At 73.8% G+C, this 18,191-nt stretch carries 17 protein-coding genes; 12 read left to right on the forward strand and 5 right to left on the reverse strand.

Going from position 1 to position 18,191, the window contains the following annotated elements:
• Positions 1–5: 5 nt before the first annotated feature.
• The gene (locus ML5_RS11775; protein WP_013285422.1) at positions 6–695 is read right to left on the reverse strand and encodes a response regulator transcription factor; all 690 of its coding nucleotides are present in this window, start codon (positions 693–695) and stop codon (positions 6–8) included.
• Positions 696–768: 73 nt separating this feature from the next.
• Here ML5_RS11775 and ML5_RS11780 point away from each other — a divergent pair, with 73 nt between their 5' ends.
• The gene (locus tag ML5_RS11780; protein ID WP_013474848.1) at positions 769–1,698 is read left to right on the forward strand and encodes an ADP-ribosylglycohydrolase family protein; all 930 of its coding nucleotides are present in this window, start codon (positions 769–771) and stop codon (positions 1,696–1,698) included.
• 110 nt (positions 1,699–1,808) lie between these two features.
• Here ML5_RS11780 and ML5_RS33170 read toward each other — a convergent pair whose 3' ends face one another.
• Complete coding sequence (locus tag ML5_RS33170) at positions 1,809–2,756, reverse strand: DUF1775 domain-containing protein (RefSeq protein WP_013474849.1); 948 nt, start codon at positions 2,754–2,756, stop codon at positions 1,809–1,811.
• A gap of 203 nt (positions 2,757–2,959) precedes the next feature.
• Here ML5_RS33170 and thrS point away from each other — a divergent pair, with 203 nt between their 5' ends.
• The 4 genes from thrS to ML5_RS11805 all read left to right on the forward strand — a co-directional run bounded on the left by thrS (position 2,960) and on the right by ML5_RS11805 (position 7,529).
• The gene (thrS, locus tag ML5_RS11790; RefSeq protein ID WP_013474850.1) at positions 2,960–4,975 is read left to right on the forward strand and encodes a threonine--tRNA ligase; all 2,016 of its coding nucleotides are present in this window, start codon (positions 2,960–2,962) and stop codon (positions 4,973–4,975) included.
• Positions 4,976–5,049: 74 nt separating this feature from the next.
• Positions 5,050–5,610, forward strand: a complete 561-nt coding sequence (locus tag ML5_RS11795) for an HIT domain-containing protein (RefSeq protein WP_013285426.1) — start codon at positions 5,050–5,052, stop codon at positions 5,608–5,610.
• Between the two features lie 33 nt (positions 5,611–5,643).
• Complete coding sequence (locus ML5_RS11800) at positions 5,644–6,267, forward strand: hypothetical protein (protein WP_013474851.1); 624 nt, start codon at positions 5,644–5,646, stop codon at positions 6,265–6,267.
• Positions 6,268–6,527: 260 nt separating this feature from the next.
• On the forward strand, positions 6,528–7,529 hold the full coding sequence (locus tag ML5_RS11805) for an aldo/keto reductase (RefSeq protein ID WP_049794875.1): 1,002 nt from the start codon (positions 6,528–6,530) through the stop codon (positions 7,527–7,529).
• Between the two features lie 161 nt (positions 7,530–7,690).
• Here the strand turns inward: ML5_RS11805 and ML5_RS11810 are convergent, their stop codons facing one another.
• The gene (locus ML5_RS11810) at positions 7,691–9,847 is read right to left on the reverse strand and encodes an elongation factor G-like protein EF-G2 (protein ID WP_013474852.1); all 2,157 of its coding nucleotides are present in this window, start codon (positions 9,845–9,847) and stop codon (positions 7,691–7,693) included.
• Between the two features lie 252 nt (positions 9,848–10,099).
• On the opposite strand from ML5_RS11810, the gene pgsA reads away from it, so the two are divergent.
• The 7 genes from pgsA to ML5_RS11845 all read left to right on the forward strand — a co-directional run bounded on the left by pgsA (position 10,100) and on the right by ML5_RS11845 (position 16,103).
• A complete protein-coding gene (gene pgsA / locus ML5_RS11815; RefSeq protein WP_013285430.1) occupies positions 10,100–10,720 on the forward strand; it encodes a phosphatidylinositol phosphate synthase in 621 nt (206 codons plus the stop codon).
• Complete coding sequence (locus ML5_RS11820; RefSeq protein ID WP_013474853.1) at positions 10,717–11,649, forward strand: phosphatidylinositol mannoside acyltransferase; 933 nt, start codon at positions 10,717–10,719, stop codon at positions 11,647–11,649. The genes pgsA and ML5_RS11820 overlap by 4 nt, the downstream gene beginning before the upstream one ends.
• Positions 11,650–11,658: 9 nt before the next feature.
• A complete protein-coding gene (locus tag ML5_RS11825) occupies positions 11,659–12,819 on the forward strand; it encodes a glycosyltransferase family 4 protein (RefSeq protein WP_013285432.1) in 1,161 nt (386 codons plus the stop codon).
• An 83-nt stretch (positions 12,820–12,902) separates the two neighbouring features.
• Positions 12,903–13,406, forward strand: a complete 504-nt coding sequence (locus ML5_RS11830; protein ID WP_013285433.1) for a hypothetical protein — start codon at positions 12,903–12,905, stop codon at positions 13,404–13,406.
• Between the two features lie 126 nt (positions 13,407–13,532).
• The gene (gene pdxS / locus ML5_RS11835; RefSeq protein ID WP_013285434.1) at positions 13,533–14,444 is read left to right on the forward strand and encodes a pyridoxal 5'-phosphate synthase lyase subunit PdxS; all 912 of its coding nucleotides are present in this window, start codon (positions 13,533–13,535) and stop codon (positions 14,442–14,444) included.
• Positions 14,445–14,517: 73 nt separating this feature from the next.
• Positions 14,518–15,123: a pyridoxal 5'-phosphate synthase glutaminase subunit PdxT gene (gene pdxT, locus ML5_RS11840; protein ID WP_013285435.1), complete on the forward strand. Its 606-nt coding sequence runs from the start codon at positions 14,518–14,520 to the stop codon at positions 15,121–15,123.
• 230 nt (positions 15,124–15,353) lie between these two features.
• A complete protein-coding gene (locus ML5_RS11845; RefSeq protein ID WP_013285436.1) occupies positions 15,354–16,103 on the forward strand; it encodes a YebC/PmpR family DNA-binding transcriptional regulator in 750 nt (249 codons plus the stop codon).
• Between the two features lie 68 nt (positions 16,104–16,171).
• On the opposite strand, the gene ML5_RS11850 is transcribed toward ML5_RS11845, so the two are convergent.
• Together ML5_RS11850 and ML5_RS11855 are read right to left on the reverse strand one after the other, a co-directional pair.
• Positions 16,172–17,233 carry an ABC transporter permease gene (locus ML5_RS11850; RefSeq protein ID WP_013285437.1) on the reverse strand — a complete coding sequence of 354 codons (1,062 nt, stop codon included), beginning with the start codon at positions 17,231–17,233 and terminating at the stop codon, positions 16,172–16,174.
• Positions 17,230–18,123 (reverse strand): ABC transporter ATP-binding protein, encoded by an 894-nt coding sequence (locus tag ML5_RS11855; RefSeq protein ID WP_013474854.1) that lies wholly within the window; start codon positions 18,121–18,123, stop codon positions 17,230–17,232. Before ML5_RS11855 ends, ML5_RS11850 begins: the two co-directional genes overlap by 4 nt.
• Positions 18,124–18,191 lie beyond the last annotated feature (68 nt).

Consider the following 18,191-nt stretch of genomic DNA (forward strand, 5'->3'; position numbering starts at 1 on the left):
GAACCTCAGTCCGGCGCCACCAGCCGGAAGCCGACCCCCCGCACGGTGCGCAGGTAGCGCGGCTTCGCCGCGGACTCGCCCATTTTGCGGCGGAGCCAGTACAGGTGAACGTCGATGGTCTGGTCCTCGCCGACCGATGGCTGCCGCCATACCTCCTCCAAGAGTTCCCGCCGGGACACTACCCGGCCGGGACGCGCGGCGAGATACGCCAGCAGGTCGAATTCCTTGCGGGTCAGGGCCAGCGCCTCCCCGTCCAGCACCGCGCTGCGCTCGCCCACGTCCACCCGCAGGCCGCCGACCGTGTGCACGGCCGGCGCGACGGTACGGCTGGCCCGGCCGGCCCGCCGCAGCACAGTGGTGATCCGGGCGTCCAGGTGCGCCCCGGTGAACGGCTTGACCATGTAGTCGTCCGCCCCGGCGCGCAGGAGCCGTACCACCGACTGCTCGTCGTCGCGGGCGGTGGCGATGATGATCGGCACATCGGTGATGCCGCGCAGCATGCGCAGCGCGTCCGAGCCGTCCAGGTCGGGCAGGCCGAGGTCGAGCACCACCAGGTCCGGCGTCTCCGCGGCGACCCGGCGCAGTGCGTCCAGCGCGGTGCCGACGGCGTGCACCGCGTGCCCCCGGTCGGTCAGCGACCGCAGCATGGCGCCGCGCACGACGTGGTCGTCTTCGACCAGCAGGACGGTTGCCACGTCAGCACCGTACTCGGCGTGGCAAGCCGGTCGCGTTGCGGCGGTCCGGCCAACCGGGCAAGCTGGGACGGCGATGACGTTCACGCTCTTCCCCGACACCCGCCTCACGCTCGCCCGCGACGCGCTGGCCGGCCTGTCGGTGGGCGACGCCCTCGGCTCCCAGTTCTTCGTCCCCGGCCGGCACCCGGACGACCTCGCCGCCGGGCGGCTGCCCGCGCCGCCGTGGGAGTGGACCGACGACACCGAGATGGCGTGTTCGGTGGTGGCCGAGCTGGCCGCCGACGGCCGCATCGACCGGGACCGGCTGGCGCTGGCGTTCGCGCAGCGCTGCGAGCCGTACCGGGGGTACGGGCCGGGCGCGGTGACGGTGCTGCGGCTGATCCGCACCGGCACGCCCTGGCCGGTGGCCGCCGCGTCCGCGTTCGACGGGCAGGGCTCCTGCGGCAACGGCGCCGCCATGCGTGTCGCGCCGCTCGGCGCCTGGCACGCCGATTCCACCCGCCGCGCCGCCGAGCAGGCCCGCGCCTCCGCCGAGGTGACACACGCCCACCCGGAGGGCGTCGCCGGTGCGGTGGCGGTCGCGGTCGCCGCCTCGCTCGCCGCCCGCGCCCGCCTCGACGGCGGCCGCCCCGACCCGGCCCGGCTGCTCACCGCCGTCGCCGGGGCGCTCGACCCGGCCGGTGAGGTGCACCGGGGCGTACGCCGGGCCGCCGCGCTGCTCGGTCACTCCGCCGCCGAGGCGGCCGACGCGCTCGGCAACGGCTCCCGGGTCACCGCGCAGGACACCGTGCCGTTCACGCTGTGGGTCGCCGCCACGCTGCTGCACGACTACCCCGCCGCGATCCGCGCCTGCGTCGAGGCGGGCGGCGACGTGGACACCACAGCCGCGATCGTGGGCGGGATCGTTGCCGCGTACACCGGGGTGGGCGCGCCGGGCGGCGTGCCGGAGGGCTGGCTGACCGCCCGCGAGCCGCTCCCCACCTGGCTCCCCACTCCCGCCTGACCGCCCGCCCTCCCTCGCCGGCCGTGGTGGTCGTGGGTGCGCGCGCCGGTTCGGGGAAGTGGCGGGGTCGGCGGCGGAGGGATGCAGCCACCTCGGCGAGGTGGAGTCGATCATGCGTTCCGGCGCGCACCACCAGCGGGGACGGGCTCGACGGTCGCGGGGACGTCGGCGGCGGGGGCGGGGGCCGGCTCGGGGGAGCCGGAGCGGGGGTCCGTGTCCGGGCGTCCGGTGGCGGCGGGCTCGTCGGGGGAAGGGCTGTCGTCGGGCGGGAGGGTCATGGTGTCGCGCCGGCGGCGGCTGAGCAGCCAGCCGATCGCCGCGCCACCGGCCAGCCCGGCGAGCAGGCCGCCGCCGAGCAGCAGGTCCGCGCTCGGCCCGTCGTCCGCCGCACCGGCCGCCGGTGCCGTGCCGCCCGGTGCGCCGCCCTGCGCCCCACCGGCATCGCCGGGGGCGCCCGCGGCGCCGTGACCGCCGTGCGCGCCGCCGTTCGTACCGGCGCCGCCGTCGTGCGTCACGGTGCCCGGCAGCGGCGGCAGCAGGTCGAGCGTCGGCGCGGGGTGCGCGCCACCCGCCGGGTCCGCCCACCGGACCACAGTGCCGTCGTCGTACGTCTGCGTCACGGTGAACGTGAGCCGGTCGGTGGCGGGCATCGGTCCCATGCCCAGCGGCAGCCGGGCCGCCCCGGTGCCGGTGCCGGGCATCCGCAGCCAGTTTACCGAGTGGGTCACCTGGTTCAGTTCGGCCGCGTGCATGCCGGGGACGGGCTGGTCGAGCGTGCGGGTCGTGATGGTCGGCGCCCAGTCCGGCACCGACAGCGGGTACACCTCGCCGATCGGGGCGTCCGCGGGCATGGTCAGCTCGATCCGGGTGGTCCGGGTGCCGGGCTTGTCCGCCGGGACCAGCACCGACAGTTCGATCGCGTCGCCCTGGCGTACCTGGGCGGGCGAGGTCGTGACGGTCACCCCGGCCGCGTTCGCCGCGCCCGGCCAGCCCACCGTCCCGGCGAGTACGGCCGCCAGCAGCGCAGCCGCCCACCGGCCCTGACGGATCATCCTCATGGTCGTCCCCATCCTTCTCGGCTGGGGTCGGCTCCGGCTCCGGCCCCACCTGGTAGTTCGGGCGGCGGGGCGAAAAGGTTCAACACGGCACGGAACTCGCCGAGGACGGGCACCGGCGTCGGCGGCGGTCCGGGTCCGGGCGACCGATAGCATCGCAGGGGCCGGTCACCGGCCCACCAGTACCGTCGACGACAGGAGTCACCGTGTCCGCACCCCGTACCCCCGTCGTGGCCGACCCCGTCGTCGTCGCCGCCGGGACCACGGCGGCCGACGCGGTGGCCGCGGCCGGCCTGCCGATGAGCGGGCCGAAGGCGATCGTGGTGGTCCGCGATCCGCAGGGCCAGCTGCGTGACCTGGACTGGCGCCCGGCCGAGGACGTCGCGGTCGAGCCGGTCACGCTGGACAGCCCGGACGGGCTGAACGTGCTGCGCCACTCCACCGCCCACGTGCTGGCCCAGGCCGTGCAGGACGTCTTCCCGGACGCGAAGCTCGGCATCGGCCCGCCGATCGAGAACGGCTTCTACTACGACTTCGGCGTCGACAAGCCGTTCCAGCCGGACGACCTGACCAAGCTCGAGAAGCGCATGCAGGAGATCGTCAAGTCCGGCCAGCGGTTCCGCCGCCGCCGGTTCGCCGACCTGGACGAGGCGCGGTCCGAGCTGGCCGCCGAGCCGTACAAGCTGGAGCTGATCGAGGTCAAGGGGGAGGGGCTGGACTCCTCCGAGGTGATGGAGGTGGGCGGCGGCGAGCTGACCATCTACGACAACCTCGCCGCGAACGAGGACAAGGTCTGCTGGTCGGACCTGTGCCGGGGCCCGCACCTGCCCAACACCCGGCTGATCGGCGCGTTCAAGCTGATGCGCTCGGCCGCCGCGTACTGGCGCGGGTCGGAGAAGAACCCGCAGCTCCAGCGCGTGTACGGCACCGCGTGGCCGACCCGGGACGAGCTCAAGGCGTACCTGAAGCTTCTGGAGGAGGCCGCCCGCCGCGACCACCGCAAGCTCGGCGCGGACCTCGACCTGTTCAGCTTCCCCGACGAGATCGGGTCCGGCCTGCCGGTCTTCCACCCCAAGGGCGGCGTGCTCAAGCGGGTGATGGAGGACTACGTCCGGGCGCGGCACGTCGAGGAGGGCTTCGACTACGTCGGCACGCCGCACATCTCCAAGGAAGGTCTCTTCCACACCTCGGGACACCTGCCCTACTACAAGGACACGATGTTCCCGCCCATGGAGATGGAGGGCAGCGACTACTACCTCAAGGCCATGAACTGCCCGATGCACAACCTGATCTACCGGTCGCGCGGGCGGTCCTACCGGCAACTGCCGATCCGCCTGTTCGAGTTCGGGACGGTCTACCGGTACGAGAAGTCGGGCGTGATCCACGGCCTGACCCGGGTACGCGGCTTCACCCAGGACGACTCACACTCCTACTGCACCCGCGAGCAGGCGCCGTCCGAGATCAAGCACCTGCTCGGCTTCGTGCTCAGCCTGCTGCGCGACTTCGGCATCGACGACTTCTACCTGGAGCTGTCGACCCGCGACGAGTCGAAGCCGGACAAGTTCGTCGGCTCCGACGAGGACTGGGCGACCGCGACCGCCGTACTGGAGCAGTGCGCGCTGGAGACCGGCCTGGAACTGGTGCCGGACCCGGGCGGCGCGGCGTTCTACGGCCCGAAGATCTCCGTGCAGGCCAAGGACGCGATCGGCCGGACCTGGCAGATGTCGACCATCCAGTACGACTTCAACCAGCCCAAGGGCTTCGGGCTGGAATACCAGGCCGCCGACGGCACCCGGCAGCAGCCGGTGATGATCCACTGCGCCAAGTTCGGGTCGATCGAGCGGTTCATCGGCGTGCTCACCGAGCACTACGCGGGCGCGTTCCCGGCCTGGCTGGCGCCGGTGCAGGTGGTCGGCATCCCGATCCGCGACGAGCACGGCGACTACCTGGTCGACTTCGCCGCGACGCTGCGCCGGCACGGCGTCCGGGCCGAGGTCGACCTGGGCGACGACCGGATGCAGAAGAAGATCCGCAACGCGCAGCAGCAGAAGATCCCGTTCATGGTGATCGCCGGTGACGACGACGTGGCCGCCGGCACCGTCTCGTTCCGCTACCGGGACGGCTCGCAGCGCAACGGCGTACCGGTCGACGAGGCGGTGGCGCACGTCCGCGAGGTGGTGGAGTCGCGCACCAACGCCGGTCCCACCGCCACCGCCGAGTAGACGCTCCGGCGACCGCGCCGCCGGGCGGCGGCGCGGTTCGGCGGCGGCCCGGCCCGGATCGTAGGATCGCCTGTGTGACAGGGGCGGAGCGGCACACCGGGTACGGCGGCGACGACGGTCTGGCGGACGGGCTGGACCGGCTCTGGACGCCGCACCGGATGACCTACATCTCCGGCGAGGACCGTCCCGAGGGCGGCTACGAGAAGCCGGCCGGCTGCCCGTTCTGCCTCGCGCCCGGCCTGCCGGCCGAGGAGAGCCTGGTGGTCGCCCGGGGCGAGCACGTCTTCGCTGTGCTCAACCTCTACCCGTACAACCCGGGGCACCTGCTGGTCTGCCCCTACCGGCACGTGGCCGACTACACCGAGCTGGACGAGCCGGAGACGGTCGAGCTGGCCGCGTTCACCAAGGCCGCCATGCGGGTGGTCCGGCACGTCTCCAGCGCGCACGGCTTCAACCTGGGCATGAACCAGGGTGGCGTGGCGGGCGCGGGCATCGCCGCGCACCTGCACCAGCACGTGGTGCCGCGCTGGGGCGGCGACGCCAACTTCATGCCGGTGATCGGCCGGACGAAGGTGCTGCCGCAACTGCTCGCCGACACCCGGGAGCTGCTCGCCAAGGCGTGGGCGGCGGCCTGACCGGGGGCCCGCCCCGACAGTACGATCTAGCGCATGGCTCTCCTGCACCGCGCGGAACTGCGCCCCTCGAAACTGGAGCTGCTCGCCGGCTGGCTGCCCGGCCGGCAGTGGTTCGCCGGCGAGGCCGGCGCGCCGGTCACCCGCGTCGCGGCGTACCGGTTCGACGACCCGGCCGGCGAGGTCGGTATCGAGACGCTGCTCGTGCGCGCCGGTGACGGCCCGGTGCTCCAGGTGCCGCTGACCTACCGGGGCGCGCCGCTGGCCGGGGCGGACGGGCACCTGGTGGGCGTCATCGAGCACTCGGTGCTCGGCCGCCGCTGGGCGTACGACGCCTGCGGCGACCCGGTGTACGCGCCGCTGCTGGCCGCCGCCGTGCTCGCCGACGCCGGTCAGGCCGAGGAGTACTTCGAGGTCGACGGGAAGCGCGAGGTGCGCCCGGTGAGCATGACGCTGACCGGCAGCCGTACCGGCCGTCCGGTGCCGACGGGTCCGGTTTCGGCTGGTCCGGGTGACGGTGGCGTGACGGTGGTCCGGGTGGGGGACGTCGAGCTGGCGGTGGTCCGGCGGCCCGTACCGGCCGACGTGCCGGAGGCGGGCGGCCTCGCCGGCGCCTGGCCGGGTCAGGACGAGCCGGTACTGCTGGCCTACGCGCGCTGACGGCTCGCCGGGCGGCGGTCCTCATCGGAGCCGGATCGAAGGGACGACAGCGGACCGATATGCCGCAGAGGCATATTCATGACTCTGAGGCATATCGCGTTCACCACGACCGTCCACCGCCGGGCGTCACGCGGCGTGACCGCGACCTTGCTCAGGGGTCAGGAATCGGCCCGTGTACGCCGGGAAGGTGACAGGATGCGGCGGTGGCAGTCGACACGCGACAGTTGGGGCGCAGCGGCATCGAGGTGAGCGCCCTCGGCATGGGGTGCTGGGCGATCGGCGGCCCGTGGGCCGAGGGTGCCCGGCCGCTGGGCTGGGGCCGGGTCGACGACGACGAGTCGGTACGCGCCGTCCGCCGCGCGCTCGACCTCGGCGTCACCCTGTTCGACACCGCCGACACGTACGGCGCCGGGCACGGCGAGCGGGTGCTCGGCCGGGCGCTCGCCGGCCGGCGTGACGAGGCGGTGATCGCCACGAAGTTCGGTTACACGTTCGACGAGCGGACCCGGCAGGCCACCGGCGAGAACGCCTCGCCGCACTACCTGCGCCGGGCGGTCACCGGCTCGCTGCGCCGGCTGGGCACCGACCGCATCGACCTCTACCAACTGCACCTGGGCGACCTGCCGCTGCCCCGGGCCGAGGCGCTCATCGGCACGCTCGACGACCTGGTCGACGCCGGCCTGATCCGGGCGTACGGGTGGAGCACCGACCGGGCCGACCGGGCCGCCGCCTTCGCGCAGGTCGCCCGCGGCGCCGCCGCCGTGCAGCACGCGCTGTCGGTGCTGCGGGACGCCCCGGCCATGCTCGACGTCTGCGACAAGCACGACCTCGCCGGCCTCGCCCGGGGGCCGCTCGGGATGGGTCTGCTCACCGGCAAGTACACGCCGGAGTCCACGCTGCCTCGCGACGACGTACGCGGACTCGGGCCGACCTGGCTGGAGTGGTTCCGCAGCGGCCGGCCCGCCCCGGAGTGGCTGCGCCGGGTCGCCGCCGTGCGCGATGCGCTGACCGCCGACGGACGCACCCTGGCCCAGGGGGCGATCGGGTGGATCTGGGCGCGCAGCGACCGGGCCGTGCCGATCCCCGGTGCCCGTACCGTCGCACAGGTCGAGGAGAACGCGGCCGCGCTGGCCCGGGGCCCGCTCGCCCCGGACCACTTCGCCGAGGTGGAGCGGCAACTGGCGGCGGTACGCTCGGCCGCGCTCCGGGACGCCGACCGCCCCCACTGGCCGATGCCCCCGGTCCCCGCCGTCCGCCCCTGACCAAGCCTCCCGCGCCACCCGCTCCGCCACCCCGCCCTCGTCGGCGGCGATCTTGCAGTTGCGGCCCGCATGTTGTCGGGAATGCCCCCTTTGCGGGGGCCGCAAGTGCAAGATCGCGAGGGAGGGCGGGGGCGGGCGAGGGAGGGCGGGCGCGGGCGGGGTCAGCGGGTGGTGGACTCCTTGCGGGCCTGGTCGGCGAGGTGGGCGGGCATGGGGTCGTGGCGGGCGAACTCGCGGCGGAACGTGCCGGTGCCGGCCGTCATCGAGCGCAGCTCGACCGCGTACCGCAGCAGTTCGGTCGCGGGCACCTCGGCGCGGACGAGCGTGCGGCCCTCGGCATCCGGGTCCGGCTCGGTGCCGAGCACCCGGCCACGCCGCCCGGACAGGTCGCCCATCACCGCGCCGACCGACGAGTCGGGCACCCGTACGGTGATCTCGTCGACCGGCTCCAGCAGCGCCGGCTGGCCCTTCTCGGCGGCGTCGCGCAGCGCCAGCGCGCCCGCGGTCTGGAACGCCGCGTCGGAGGAGTCGACGCTGTGCGCCTTGCCGTCGACCAGCGTCACCCGCAGGTCCACCACCGGGTAGCCGGCGATGAGGCCGCGTTCCATCTGCGCCCGTACCCCCTTCTCCACCGAGGGGATGTAGTTGTGCGGGACCGCGCCGCCGACCACCCGGTCGACGAACTCGAAGCCTGAGCCCCGGGGCAGCGGCTCCACCTCGATGTCGCAGACCGCGTACTGGCCGTGGCCGCCGGACTGCTTGACGTGCCGGCCGTGCCCGCGCGCGGCGGCGGTGAACGTCTCGCGCAGCGGCACCCGGACCGGTTCGGTGTCCAGCTCGACGCCGCCGCCGCGCAGCCGGTCGAGCACCACGTCGGCGTGCGCCTCGCCCATGCACCAGAGCACAAGCTGGTGGGTCTCCGGGTTGCGTTCGAGCCGTAGCGTCGGGTCGCCGGCTACCAGCCGGGACAGGTTGCGGGCCAGCGCGTCCTCGTCGGCCCGGCTGCGCGCCACGATCGCCACCGGCAGCAGCGGCTCCGGCATCTCCCAGGGCGCGATCAGCAGCGGGTCGTCCTTGGCCGAGATGGTGTCGCCGGTCTCCGCGCTGCCCGACTTGGTGATCGCGCACAGATCACCGGCGACGCAGGCGGGCACCTCGCGCAGCGTCGCACCCAGCGGGCTGTAGACGTGGCCGACCCGCTCGTCGGCGTCGTGGTCCGGGTGGCCGCGCTCGGCCATGCCGTGGCCCGACACGTGGATCACCTGGTCGGGGCGGAGCGTGCCGGAGAAGACGCGCACCAGCGAGACCCGTCCGACGTGCCGGTCGACAGTCGTCTTGACCACCTCGGCGACGAGCGGGCCGTCCGGGTCGCAGGTCAGCGGCGGGCGGGGCGAGCCGTCCACGCCGGTGACGGCGGGCAGGTCGTGCTCCAGCGGCGACGGGAACGCCGCGACCAGGCCGTCGAGCAGCGCGTCCAGGCCGACGCCGGTCTCCGCGCAGACCGGCACCACCGGGTAGAAGTGGCCGCGGGCGACAGCCGTCTCCAGGTCGGTGATCAGCACCTCGGGGTCGATCTCCTCACCGCCGAGGTAGCGGTCCATCAGGGTCTCGTCCTCGCTCTCCGCGATGATCCCCTCGATCAGCTCGTCGCGGGACTCCTGGATGGCCGGCAGGTGCTGCGGGTCCGGCTCGCGTACCGCCGCGGGCAGCCCGCCGGAGTAGTCGAACACCCGGCGGGTGATCAGCCCCATCAGCCCGGCCACCGACTCGCCGTCGTCGCCGAGCATGGGCAGGTAGAGCGGCAGCACGTTGTCGCCGAAGACCCGCTGGCACAGCGCCACGGCCTCGTCGAAGTCGGCGCGCGGGTGGTCCAGCCGGGAGACGGCCACCGCCCGGGGCATGTCGACGGCGGCGCACTCCTCCCAGAGGGCGGCGGTGGCGGCGTCCATGCCGTCGACGGCGGAGACCACGAACAGGGCCGCGTCGGCGGCGCGCAGCCCGGCGCGCAGCTCGCCGACGAAGTCGCCGTATCCCGGGGTGTCCAGCAGGTTGACCTTGACGTCGCGGTGCACCAGCGGGGCGCACGCCAGGCTCACCGAACGCTGCTGGCGTACGGCGGCGGGGTCGTGGTCGCAGACGGTGGTGCCCTCGGTGACGGCGCCGGCCCGGCCGATCGTGCCACTGGCGGCCAGCAGCGCCTCGACGAGCGTCGTCTTGCCGGCACCGGAGTGCCCGACGAGCACCACGTTGCGAACCCTGCCGGGCTCGGTCACCACCGGCGCGCCGCCGGTGACACCCTTCTCGTTCTTCTGCGCCATCGCGGCGCACCTCCCTCAACCGGTGGTGGTGGCGACCGCCGCGGGCGACGGGGGAGCGGACCCGGGACGGGCGCCGCGGCGATATCTTCCGGTGATCTCCTGCTGGACGGGAACGCGGACCGGTGATCCGGTGAACTGGCTCACCTCCTGGCTCGATCTCACACCCGCAGGGGTGCCCGCACAAGGGCCGCCGGGCGGGTCGTACGCCCGGCTGTGTCCCTGGCGGTTGCGGGCCGTTATCGTGGGACCGCCATGGCGAAGATCTTCCAAGTGACGGCCCGCGCGGGCATGACCCGCGTCGTGGAGCCGGTCGCCCGCGCGCTGCTGCGTGCGGGCGTGTCCCCCAATGCGGTCACCGTGACCGGCACCGTCGGCGTGCTCGTGGGCGCGCTCGGCTTCGGCGCGCGCGGCCATCTGGTCGCCGGCGCGCTGATCGTCACGGTCTTCGCCCTCACCGATCTGCTGGACGGCACGATGGCGCGGATGAGCGGCGGGTCCACCCGGTTCGGGGCGTTCCTCGACTCGAGCATGGACCGGGTCGCCGACAGCGCGGTGTTCGGCGCGGTCGCGTACTGGCTGGCCACCGAGCACGACTACTCGGGCGTGGCGGCGGCGCTGATCTGCCTGGCCGCGGGCGGTCTGGTCTCCTACGTCAAGGCCCGCGCCGAGGGCCTCGGGATGACCTGCAACGTGGGCATCGCCGAGCGCACCGAGCGGCTGCTCATCGTCGGCGTCGGCGGCCTGCTCACCGGCGTCGGGGTCCGTCCGGCGCTGGAGATCGCGCTCTGGCTGCTCGCCGCCGTCTCGATCTTCACGGTGGGCCAGCGGATGGCCCACGTGTACCGCCAGGCCCAGCGGGTCGGCGCCGAGTGAACCTCACCGAGGCGGGCTTCGTCGCGGGCTGGCGCCTGGTCCGGGCGCTGCCCCGGCCCGTCGCGGCGGCGGCCTTCCGGATGGGCGCCGACCGCGCCCACCGCAAGGACGGCGGGGGTACGCGTCGACTGCGCGCCAACCTGCGCCGGGTGGTCGGACCGGAGATGCCCGACGCGGAGCTGGACGTGCTGGTGCGTGCCGGGCTGCGCTCGTACGCCCGGTACTGGATGGAGGCGTTCCGGCTGCCCGGCCTGAGCCGCACCGAGATCCTCGCCGGGTTCCGCCTCGACGGGCAGGAACTGCTCGCCGCCGACGTGGCCGCCGGGCGGGGCGCCGTGGTGGCGCTGCCGCACGCCGGCAACTGGGATGCCGCGGGCGCCTGGGTGGCTGCCACCGGCTGGCCGATGACCACGGTGGCCGAGCGGCTTCCGGACGGCGTCTACGAGCGGTTCGTCGGGTTCCGGGAAGGGCTGGGAATGGAGATCCTGCCCAACCACGGCGGCCCGCGTCCCGCGTTCGACGTGCTGGTGGACCGCCTGCGCGCCGGCTACGTGGTGCCCCTGCTCGCCGACCGGGACCTGTCCGCCCGGGGCGTGGAGGTCGACTTCTTCGGCGGCCGGACCCGGATGCCGGCCGGGCCGGCGCTGCTGGCCATCCGCACCGGCGCCCCGCTCTACGTGGCCTCGATGTGGTACGAACCGGACGCGGCGTGCGCCTCGATCGAGGGCCCGCTGCCGCTGCCCGACCCGGACAGCGCGCCGCTCGACGAGCGGGTCCGCACGGTGACGCAGCGGATTGCCGACGGTCTGGCGGCGGGCATCGCCCGGCATCCGCAAGACTGGCACATGTTGCAGCGGATGTGGCTGGACCAGGGCCGGGACGGTACGCCCACGTCGGCGCAGCCACCGGCCACCACCGGGACGGTCTAGGGGGGCGCAGTGCGTATCGGCATCGTGTGCCCGTACTCGTTCGACGTGCCGGGCGGCGTGCAGAACCACGTCATGGACCTGGCCGAGGCGCTGCTCGGGCTCGGTCATGAGGTGAGCGTCCTGGCGCCCGCCGACGAGGATTCGGCGCTGCCGCCGTACGTGGTGTCGGCCGGCCGGGCAGTGCCGCTGCCGTACAACGGGTCGGTGGCCCGGATCGCGTTCGGCCCGGTCTCCACCGCCCGGGTGCGCCGCTGGATCACCCGTGGCGAGTTCGACGTGCTGCACGTGCACGAGCCGCTCACGCCGAGCCTGTCGATGCTGGCGGTGCTCTGCGCCCGCGGCCCGGTGGTGGCCACCTTCCACACCGCGATGACCCGCTCCCGGGTGATGTCGGCCGCGCAGGGCGTGCTCCAGATCGTGCTGGAGCGGATCACCGCCCGGATCGCGGTCAGTGCGCTGGCCCGCAAGGTGCAGGTCGAGCACATGGACGGCGGCGCGGTGGAGATCCCCAACGGGGTGGCGGTGGCGAAGTTCGCCGGGGTGCCGCCGCTGCCGGGCTGGCCGGGGGAGTGTGCCCCGGGCACCGGCGGCACGCTGGGGTTCCTGGGCCGCTTCACCGAGCCGCGCAAGGGCTTCCCGATCCTGCGGGACGCGTTCGTCGCGCTGGCTCCGCACCGCCCCGGCCTGCGCCTGCTGGTCGCCGGCCCGGGTGACGCCGACGAGCTGTACGGGCGGTTCCCGGCCGGGCTGCGCGACCGGGTCACGTTCCTCGGCCTGGTCTCCGAGGCGGACAAGGCACGCATGCTGCGCAGCGTGCACCTCTACGTCGCACCGAACACCGGAGGGGAGTCCTTCGGGATGATCCTCACCGAGGCGCTCGCCGCCGGCACCACGGTGGTCGCCAGCGACCTGGACGCGTTCCGCCGGGTGCTCGACGGCGGGCGGGCCGGCCGGCTGTTCCCGACCGGCGACGCGGCCGCGCTGGGCGCCGCGCTGTCCGAGCTGCTCGACGACGACGGCCGCCGGGCCGGGCTGACCGCCTGCGGCGACCAGGTGGTGGCGAATTTCGACTGGCCCGTGGTTGCCCGCCGCGTTCTGGAGGTATACGCAGCCGCGATCGAGGCCACCGACGGCCGGGTCATGGACCAGGAGTGGGCGGGTCTGGGCTGACCGCTGTGGCCGCTGCGGCCGCTGTGACGAGCGCGTCGACCGGTGCACCGCGCCGGCCGGCCGGGATGAGGAGCAGCACTACGATGCCGGGCATGTGGTGGGTGGTGGGCGCGGTCGCGGTGCTCGGGCTGCTCTCGGCGTACCTGATCTGGACCTCCGGCCGGGTGCAGCGGCTCCAGGTCCGCGCGGACTCGGCGGCCCGCGCGCTGGACGCGCACCTGCTGCGCCGCGCGGCCGCCGCCGCGGTCCTGGCCGAGCAGCGGTACGGCGTGGAGCTGTACGCCGCCGCCCGGATCGCGCTGGACGCCGCCCCGGAGGAGCGCGAGGCGGCCGAGAACGACCTGACCCGGCAGTTGCGCGCGGTGCGGCTGGACCCGGACGACCCGGCCTGCGCGGCGGTGATCGCGGCCAGCAGGCGGCTGGGGCTGGCCCGGCAGGTGCACACCGACCTGGTCCGGGACGCCCGCTCGGCGCGGGGGCGTCCGGTGGTGCGGCTGTTCCGGATGGGACGCGGGCGGGAGTGGCCGCGCTACTTCGACATCGACGACCCCACGCTGGCCTCGCACGCGGATGTGACCACCGGCTGACGCACCGGCCGTGACGGGGGCCACACGGCAGGCCACCGGGGGTTCGATTGGCGCTCGGATCGGCGCCGTGCCGGTCGTAGCATTCCTGCGCAGTCACCTCCCGAGCACGCCGAGGAGCGATGTCCCGTGTCTGAATCCGCAGCCCCGACCACCGCCACCGCCGTCGGCACCGCCCGCGTCAAGCGCGGCATGGCCGAGATGCTCAAGGGCGGTGTGATCATGGATGTGGTCACCCCCGAGCAGGCGAAGATCGCCGAGGACGCCGGCGCGGTCGCCGTGATGGCCCTGGAACGCGTGCCGGCCGACATCCGCGCGCAGGGCGGCGTGTCCCGGATGAGCGACCCGGACATGATCGACGGCATCATCCAGGCCGTCTCGATCCCGGTGATGGCCAAGGCCCGCATCGGCCACTTCGTCGAGGCGCAGGTCCTCCAGGCCCTCGGCGTCGACTACGTCGACGAGTCCGAGGTGCTGACCCCGGCCGACTACGCCAACCACATCGACAAGTGGGCGTTCACCGTCCCGTTCGTGTGCGGTGCGACGAACCTGGGCGAAGCGCTGCGCCGGATCACCGAGGGCGCCGCGATGATCCGCTCGAAGGGCGAGGCGGGCACCGGTGACGTCTCCAACGCCACCACCCACATGCGCAAGATCCGGCAGGAGATCCGCCGGCTCCAGTCGCTGCCCTCCGACGAGCTGTACGTCGCGGCCAAGGAGCTCCAGGCCCCGTACGAGCTGGTCAAGGAGGTCGCCGAGCAGGGCAAGCTGCCGGTCGTGCTGTTCACCGCCGGCGGCATCGCGACCCCTGCGGACGCGGCCATGATGATGCAGCTCGGCGCCGAGGGCGTCTTCGTCGGCTCGGGCATCTTCAAGTCCGGCAACCCGGCTCAGCGGGCCGCCGCGATCGTCAAGGCGACCACGTTCCACGACGACCCGGACGTGCTCGCGAAGGTCTCCCGGGGGCTGGGCGAGGCGATGGTCGGCATCAACGTCGACGAGATCCCCCAGCCGCACCGCCTGGCCGAGCGCGGCTGGTGAGTGCAAGGAAGGGCCCCCTGTTAACGCCTGCGGTAGAGGCGGGGCCCCCTTTTAACACCCCGGAGGGAGCATCGTGGCCGTACCCGTGATCGGCGTGCTCGCGCTTCAGGGCGACGTACGCGAGCACGTCGCCGCGCTGGCCGGGGTGGGCGCGGACGCCCGGCCGGTGCGGCGGCCGGGCGAGCTGGACGCGGTCGACGGCCTGGTGGTGCCCGGCGGCGAGTCGACCACGATCAGCAAGCTGGTGGACATCTTCGAGATGCGCGAGCCGATCGACAAGCGGATCGCCGCCGGCATGCCGGTCTACGGCTCCTGCGCCGGCATGATCATGCTGGCGGCGGAGGTGCTGGACGGCCGCCCCGACCAGCGCGGATTCGCCGGCGTCGACATGACGGTGCGGCGCAACGCGTTCGGCCGCCAGGTCGACTCGTTCGAGGCGCCGGTGGCGCTCACCGGCGTCGACGGCGGGCCGTTCCACGCGGTGTTCATCAGGGCGCCCTGGGTGGAGCGCGTCGGCCCGGACGTCGAGGTGCTCGGCCGGGTGACCGAGGGGCCGGCGGCGGGCCGGATCGTCGCGGTACGGCAGGGCAACCTGCTGGCCACGTCGTTCCACCCCGAGCTGACCGGCGACCTGCGCCTGCACCGGTCCTTCGTGGAACTCGTCCGGGCCGCCTCCTGAGCATCCGGTCCGTCCCTGGTTGTGCCGGTTCGGGCGGCCTCGGGCGGGCCGGTGCCGTGCGGCGCGTGACAGTCACCCGGCCCTCGCCGGTAGGATTGCCGAGATTCGGCAGGGCCATCAGCCCGCCGCGGCTCCCAGCGAAGATCACGGCACCTCGACGTGCGCCGGCGGGGGAGCGGGGCGTGTGCGGTGCGGTCGATGCAGACGGCGGGTAGCAACGGAGGTAACAGATGTCCGGCCACTCAAAGTGGGCGACGACCAAGCACAAGAAGGCGGTCATCGACGCCAAGCGCGGCAAGATGTTCGCCAAGCTGATCAAGAACGTCGAGGTGGCGGCCCGTACCGGCGGTGGTGACCCGGCCGGCAACCCGACTCTCTACGACGCCATCCAGAAGGCGAAGAAGAACTCGGTCCCGAACGACAACATCGATCGCGCGGTCAAGCGCGGCTCCGGCCTGGAGGCCGGCGGCGCCGACTGGCAGACGATCATGTACGAGGGCTATGGGCCGAACGGCGTGGCGATGCTGATCGAGTGCCTCACCGACAACCGCAACCGCGCCGCGACCGAGGTGCGCACCGCCCTTACCCGCAACGGCGGCTCGCTGGCCGACGCCGGCTCGGTGTCGTACATGTTCTCCCGCAAGGGCGTGGTGATCGTCCCCAAGGCCGGCACCAGCGAGGACGACGTGATGATGGCCGTGCTCGACGCGGGCGCGGAGGAGGTCAACGACCTCGGCGAGGCGTACGAGGTGGTCTCCGAGCCGGGTGACCTGGTCGCGGTCCGCACCGCGCTGCAGGACGCCGGCATCGAGTACGAGTCGGCCGAGTCCTCCCTCATCCCCAGCGTGAACGTGCCGCTGGACGAGGAGGGCGCGCGCAAGATCTTCAAGCTGATCGACGTGCTGGAGGACTGCGACGACGTGCAGAACGTCTACGCCAACTTCGACGTCTCCGACGAGGTCATGGCCGCCGTCGGCTGATCCCGCCCGACGTGCCGAGCGCCGGCCCCCCGGATCACGGGGTGGCCGGCGCTCGGCGTCTCGGACGGTCAGCCGATCGGTTCGCGCTGCCGCCACGCCGCCCGCACCGAGGTCCGCCCGTTGGTGCGCAGCAGCGAACCCTCGTAGATCCGCGCCCCGGCGAGCAGGAACCCGGCGGCCGCGAGCAGCAGCAGCGCCAGCGACACGATCGGCTCCCACGGCGCCGCGTCGCCGGTGAACAGCCGTACCGGCATCGCGGTCGGCGAGGAGATCGGCAGGTACGACAGGATCCGCATCGCGGCGGCGTTGTCGTTCAGGAAGATCACCGCGAAGAACGGCGCCATCACCGCGAGCTGCACCGGCGTGGACGCCCCGGCGATGTCCTCCTGCCGGTTCACCAGCGCACCGGCGGCCGCCCACATCGCCGCGAGCAGCAGGAAGCCGCACAGGAAGAACGGCACGAACCAGCCGATCGCGGGCGCGATCAGGCCCAGCAGGTCGCCGCCGTCGGTCAGGCGCATGCCGATCAGCGCGACTGCCGCGATCAGGGTGATCTGTCCCAGCGCCAGCGCGCCCGCGGCGAGGATCTTGCCGGCCAGCAGCGCCCGGGCCGGCACGGCGGCCACCAGGATCTCCACGATCCGGGTCTGCTTCTCCTCGGTGACGCTCTGCGCGATCTGCAACCCGAACGTCTGGGACATGAAGAAGAAGACGAACGCGAAGGCGAACGGCACCAGGTACGCGACGAGCGGATCCACCGCGTCCGGGTCCAGCAGCTTCACCTGCGGGGCCGCGCTGAGCGCGGAGACCACGTCGTCCGGGGCCCGCTCGTCGGCGACCACGAGCGGACCGGCCACCACCGCGGCGTCCGCGTCGCCGTCGCGTACCGCCTGCTCGGCGGCGCCGTCGTCGGCGACCACGAGGACGTCCAGCCCCGCCGCGCGCAGCGGTTCGGCACCGGCGGCGGTCACCGCCACAGTGGACGGACCGCTGCTCATCATCGCCGGCACCACTGTGGCGACGACGGCGAGCAGCAGGAAGATCAGCGTGCTGTAGAGGAACGTCTTGTCGCGGACCTTGACCTTGATCTCGCGGGCCGCGACCAGCCGGGTGGCCTGGAACGTGTTCACTGGTTGACCTCTCGGAAGATCTCGGCGAGGGACGGGGTGACCGGGCCGAACGCGCGCACCGGGCCGCGGGCCAGGGCCGCGCGCAGCACCGCCTGGTCGTCGGCGGGCGGGTCCACCTCGAACACGGCGCGGGCGCCGTCGAGGTCGACCAGTCGCACGCCGGGCTGGTCGCGCAGCCAGCCGGCGTCGCCGTCCACCACGAGCGAGAACCGGGGCAGCGTGTACGCGGCGCGCAACTCCTCGCGGGCGCCGGCGGCCCGGATCGTCCCGCCCGCGATGAGCACCAGGTCGTCGCAGAGCCGTTCCACCACGTCGAGCTGGTGGCTGGAGAACAGCACCGGCGCTCCGGCGGCGGCGCGTTCCCGCAGCACCGCCACCACCATGTCGACGGCGAGCGGGTCGAGCCCGGAGAACGGCTCGTCCAGGATCAGCACCTCCGGGTCGTGCACCAGCGCGGCGGCGATCTGCGCCCGCTGCTGGTTACCCAGCGACAGCGTCTCCAGCAGGTCGTCGGCCCGCTCGCCGAGACCGACCCGCTCCAGCAGCGCGTCGGTACGCCGGCGCGCCCCGGCGGCGTCCAGCCCGTACAGGCGGCCGAGGTGAACCACCTGCTCGCGGGGGGTCATCTTCGGGTAGAGGCCGCGTTCCTCCGGCATGTAGCCGAACCGGGCCCGGGCCTCGCGCGCGAGCGGCCGCCCCCGCCACGTCACCTGCCCGGCGTCCGGGGCGAGCACGCCGAGGATGATCCGCATGGTGGTGGTCTTGCCGGCGCCGTTGCCGCCGACGAATCCGGTCATGCGCCCTGCGGTCACGTCGAAGGAGACGTCCTTGAGCACCTGACGGCCGCCGAAGCTGCGGTCGACGCCGTCGAGGCGGAGCACGCTTGTCATGATCCCGACGCTACGGCCGGCCCCCGCTCCCGTCGTCCCACCACGGGGCGATCACGGGGTCCGTCGCG

Source organism: Micromonospora sp. L5 (assembly GCF_000177655.2).
GTDB lineage: Bacteria > Actinomycetota > Actinomycetes > Mycobacteriales > Micromonosporaceae > Micromonospora > Micromonospora aurantiaca.

Bases quoted from the DNA above. Each gene is read 5' to 3' on its own strand.
- ML5_RS11780 (WP_013474848.1), top strand. From the start codon at position 769: ATGACGTTCACGCTCTTCCCCGACACCCGCCTCACGCTCGCCCGCGAC.
- ML5_RS33170 (WP_013474849.1), bottom strand. From the start codon at position 2,756: ATGAGGATGATCCGTCAGGGCCGGTGGGCGGCTGCGCTGCTGGCGGCC.
- ML5_RS11800 (WP_013474851.1), top strand. From the start codon at position 5,644: ATGGCTCTCCTGCACCGCGCGGAACTGCGCCCCTCGAAACTGGAGCTG.
- ML5_RS11805 (WP_049794875.1), top strand. From the start codon at position 6,528: ATGGGGTGCTGGGCGATCGGCGGCCCGTGGGCCGAGGGTGCCCGGCCG.
- ML5_RS11810 (WP_013474852.1), bottom strand. From the start codon at position 9,847: ATGGCGCAGAAGAACGAGAAGGGTGTCACCGGCGGCGCGCCGGTGGTG.
- pgsA (WP_013285430.1), top strand. From the start codon at position 10,100: ATGGCGAAGATCTTCCAAGTGACGGCCCGCGCGGGCATGACCCGCGTC.
- ML5_RS11830 (WP_013285433.1), top strand. From the start codon at position 12,903: ATGCCGGGCATGTGGTGGGTGGTGGGCGCGGTCGCGGTGCTCGGGCTG.
- ML5_RS11845 (WP_013285436.1), top strand. From the start codon at position 15,354: ATGTCCGGCCACTCAAAGTGGGCGACGACCAAGCACAAGAAGGCGGTC.
- ML5_RS11855 (WP_013474854.1), bottom strand. From the start codon at position 18,123: ATGACAAGCGTGCTCCGCCTCGACGGCGTCGACCGCAGCTTCGGCGGC.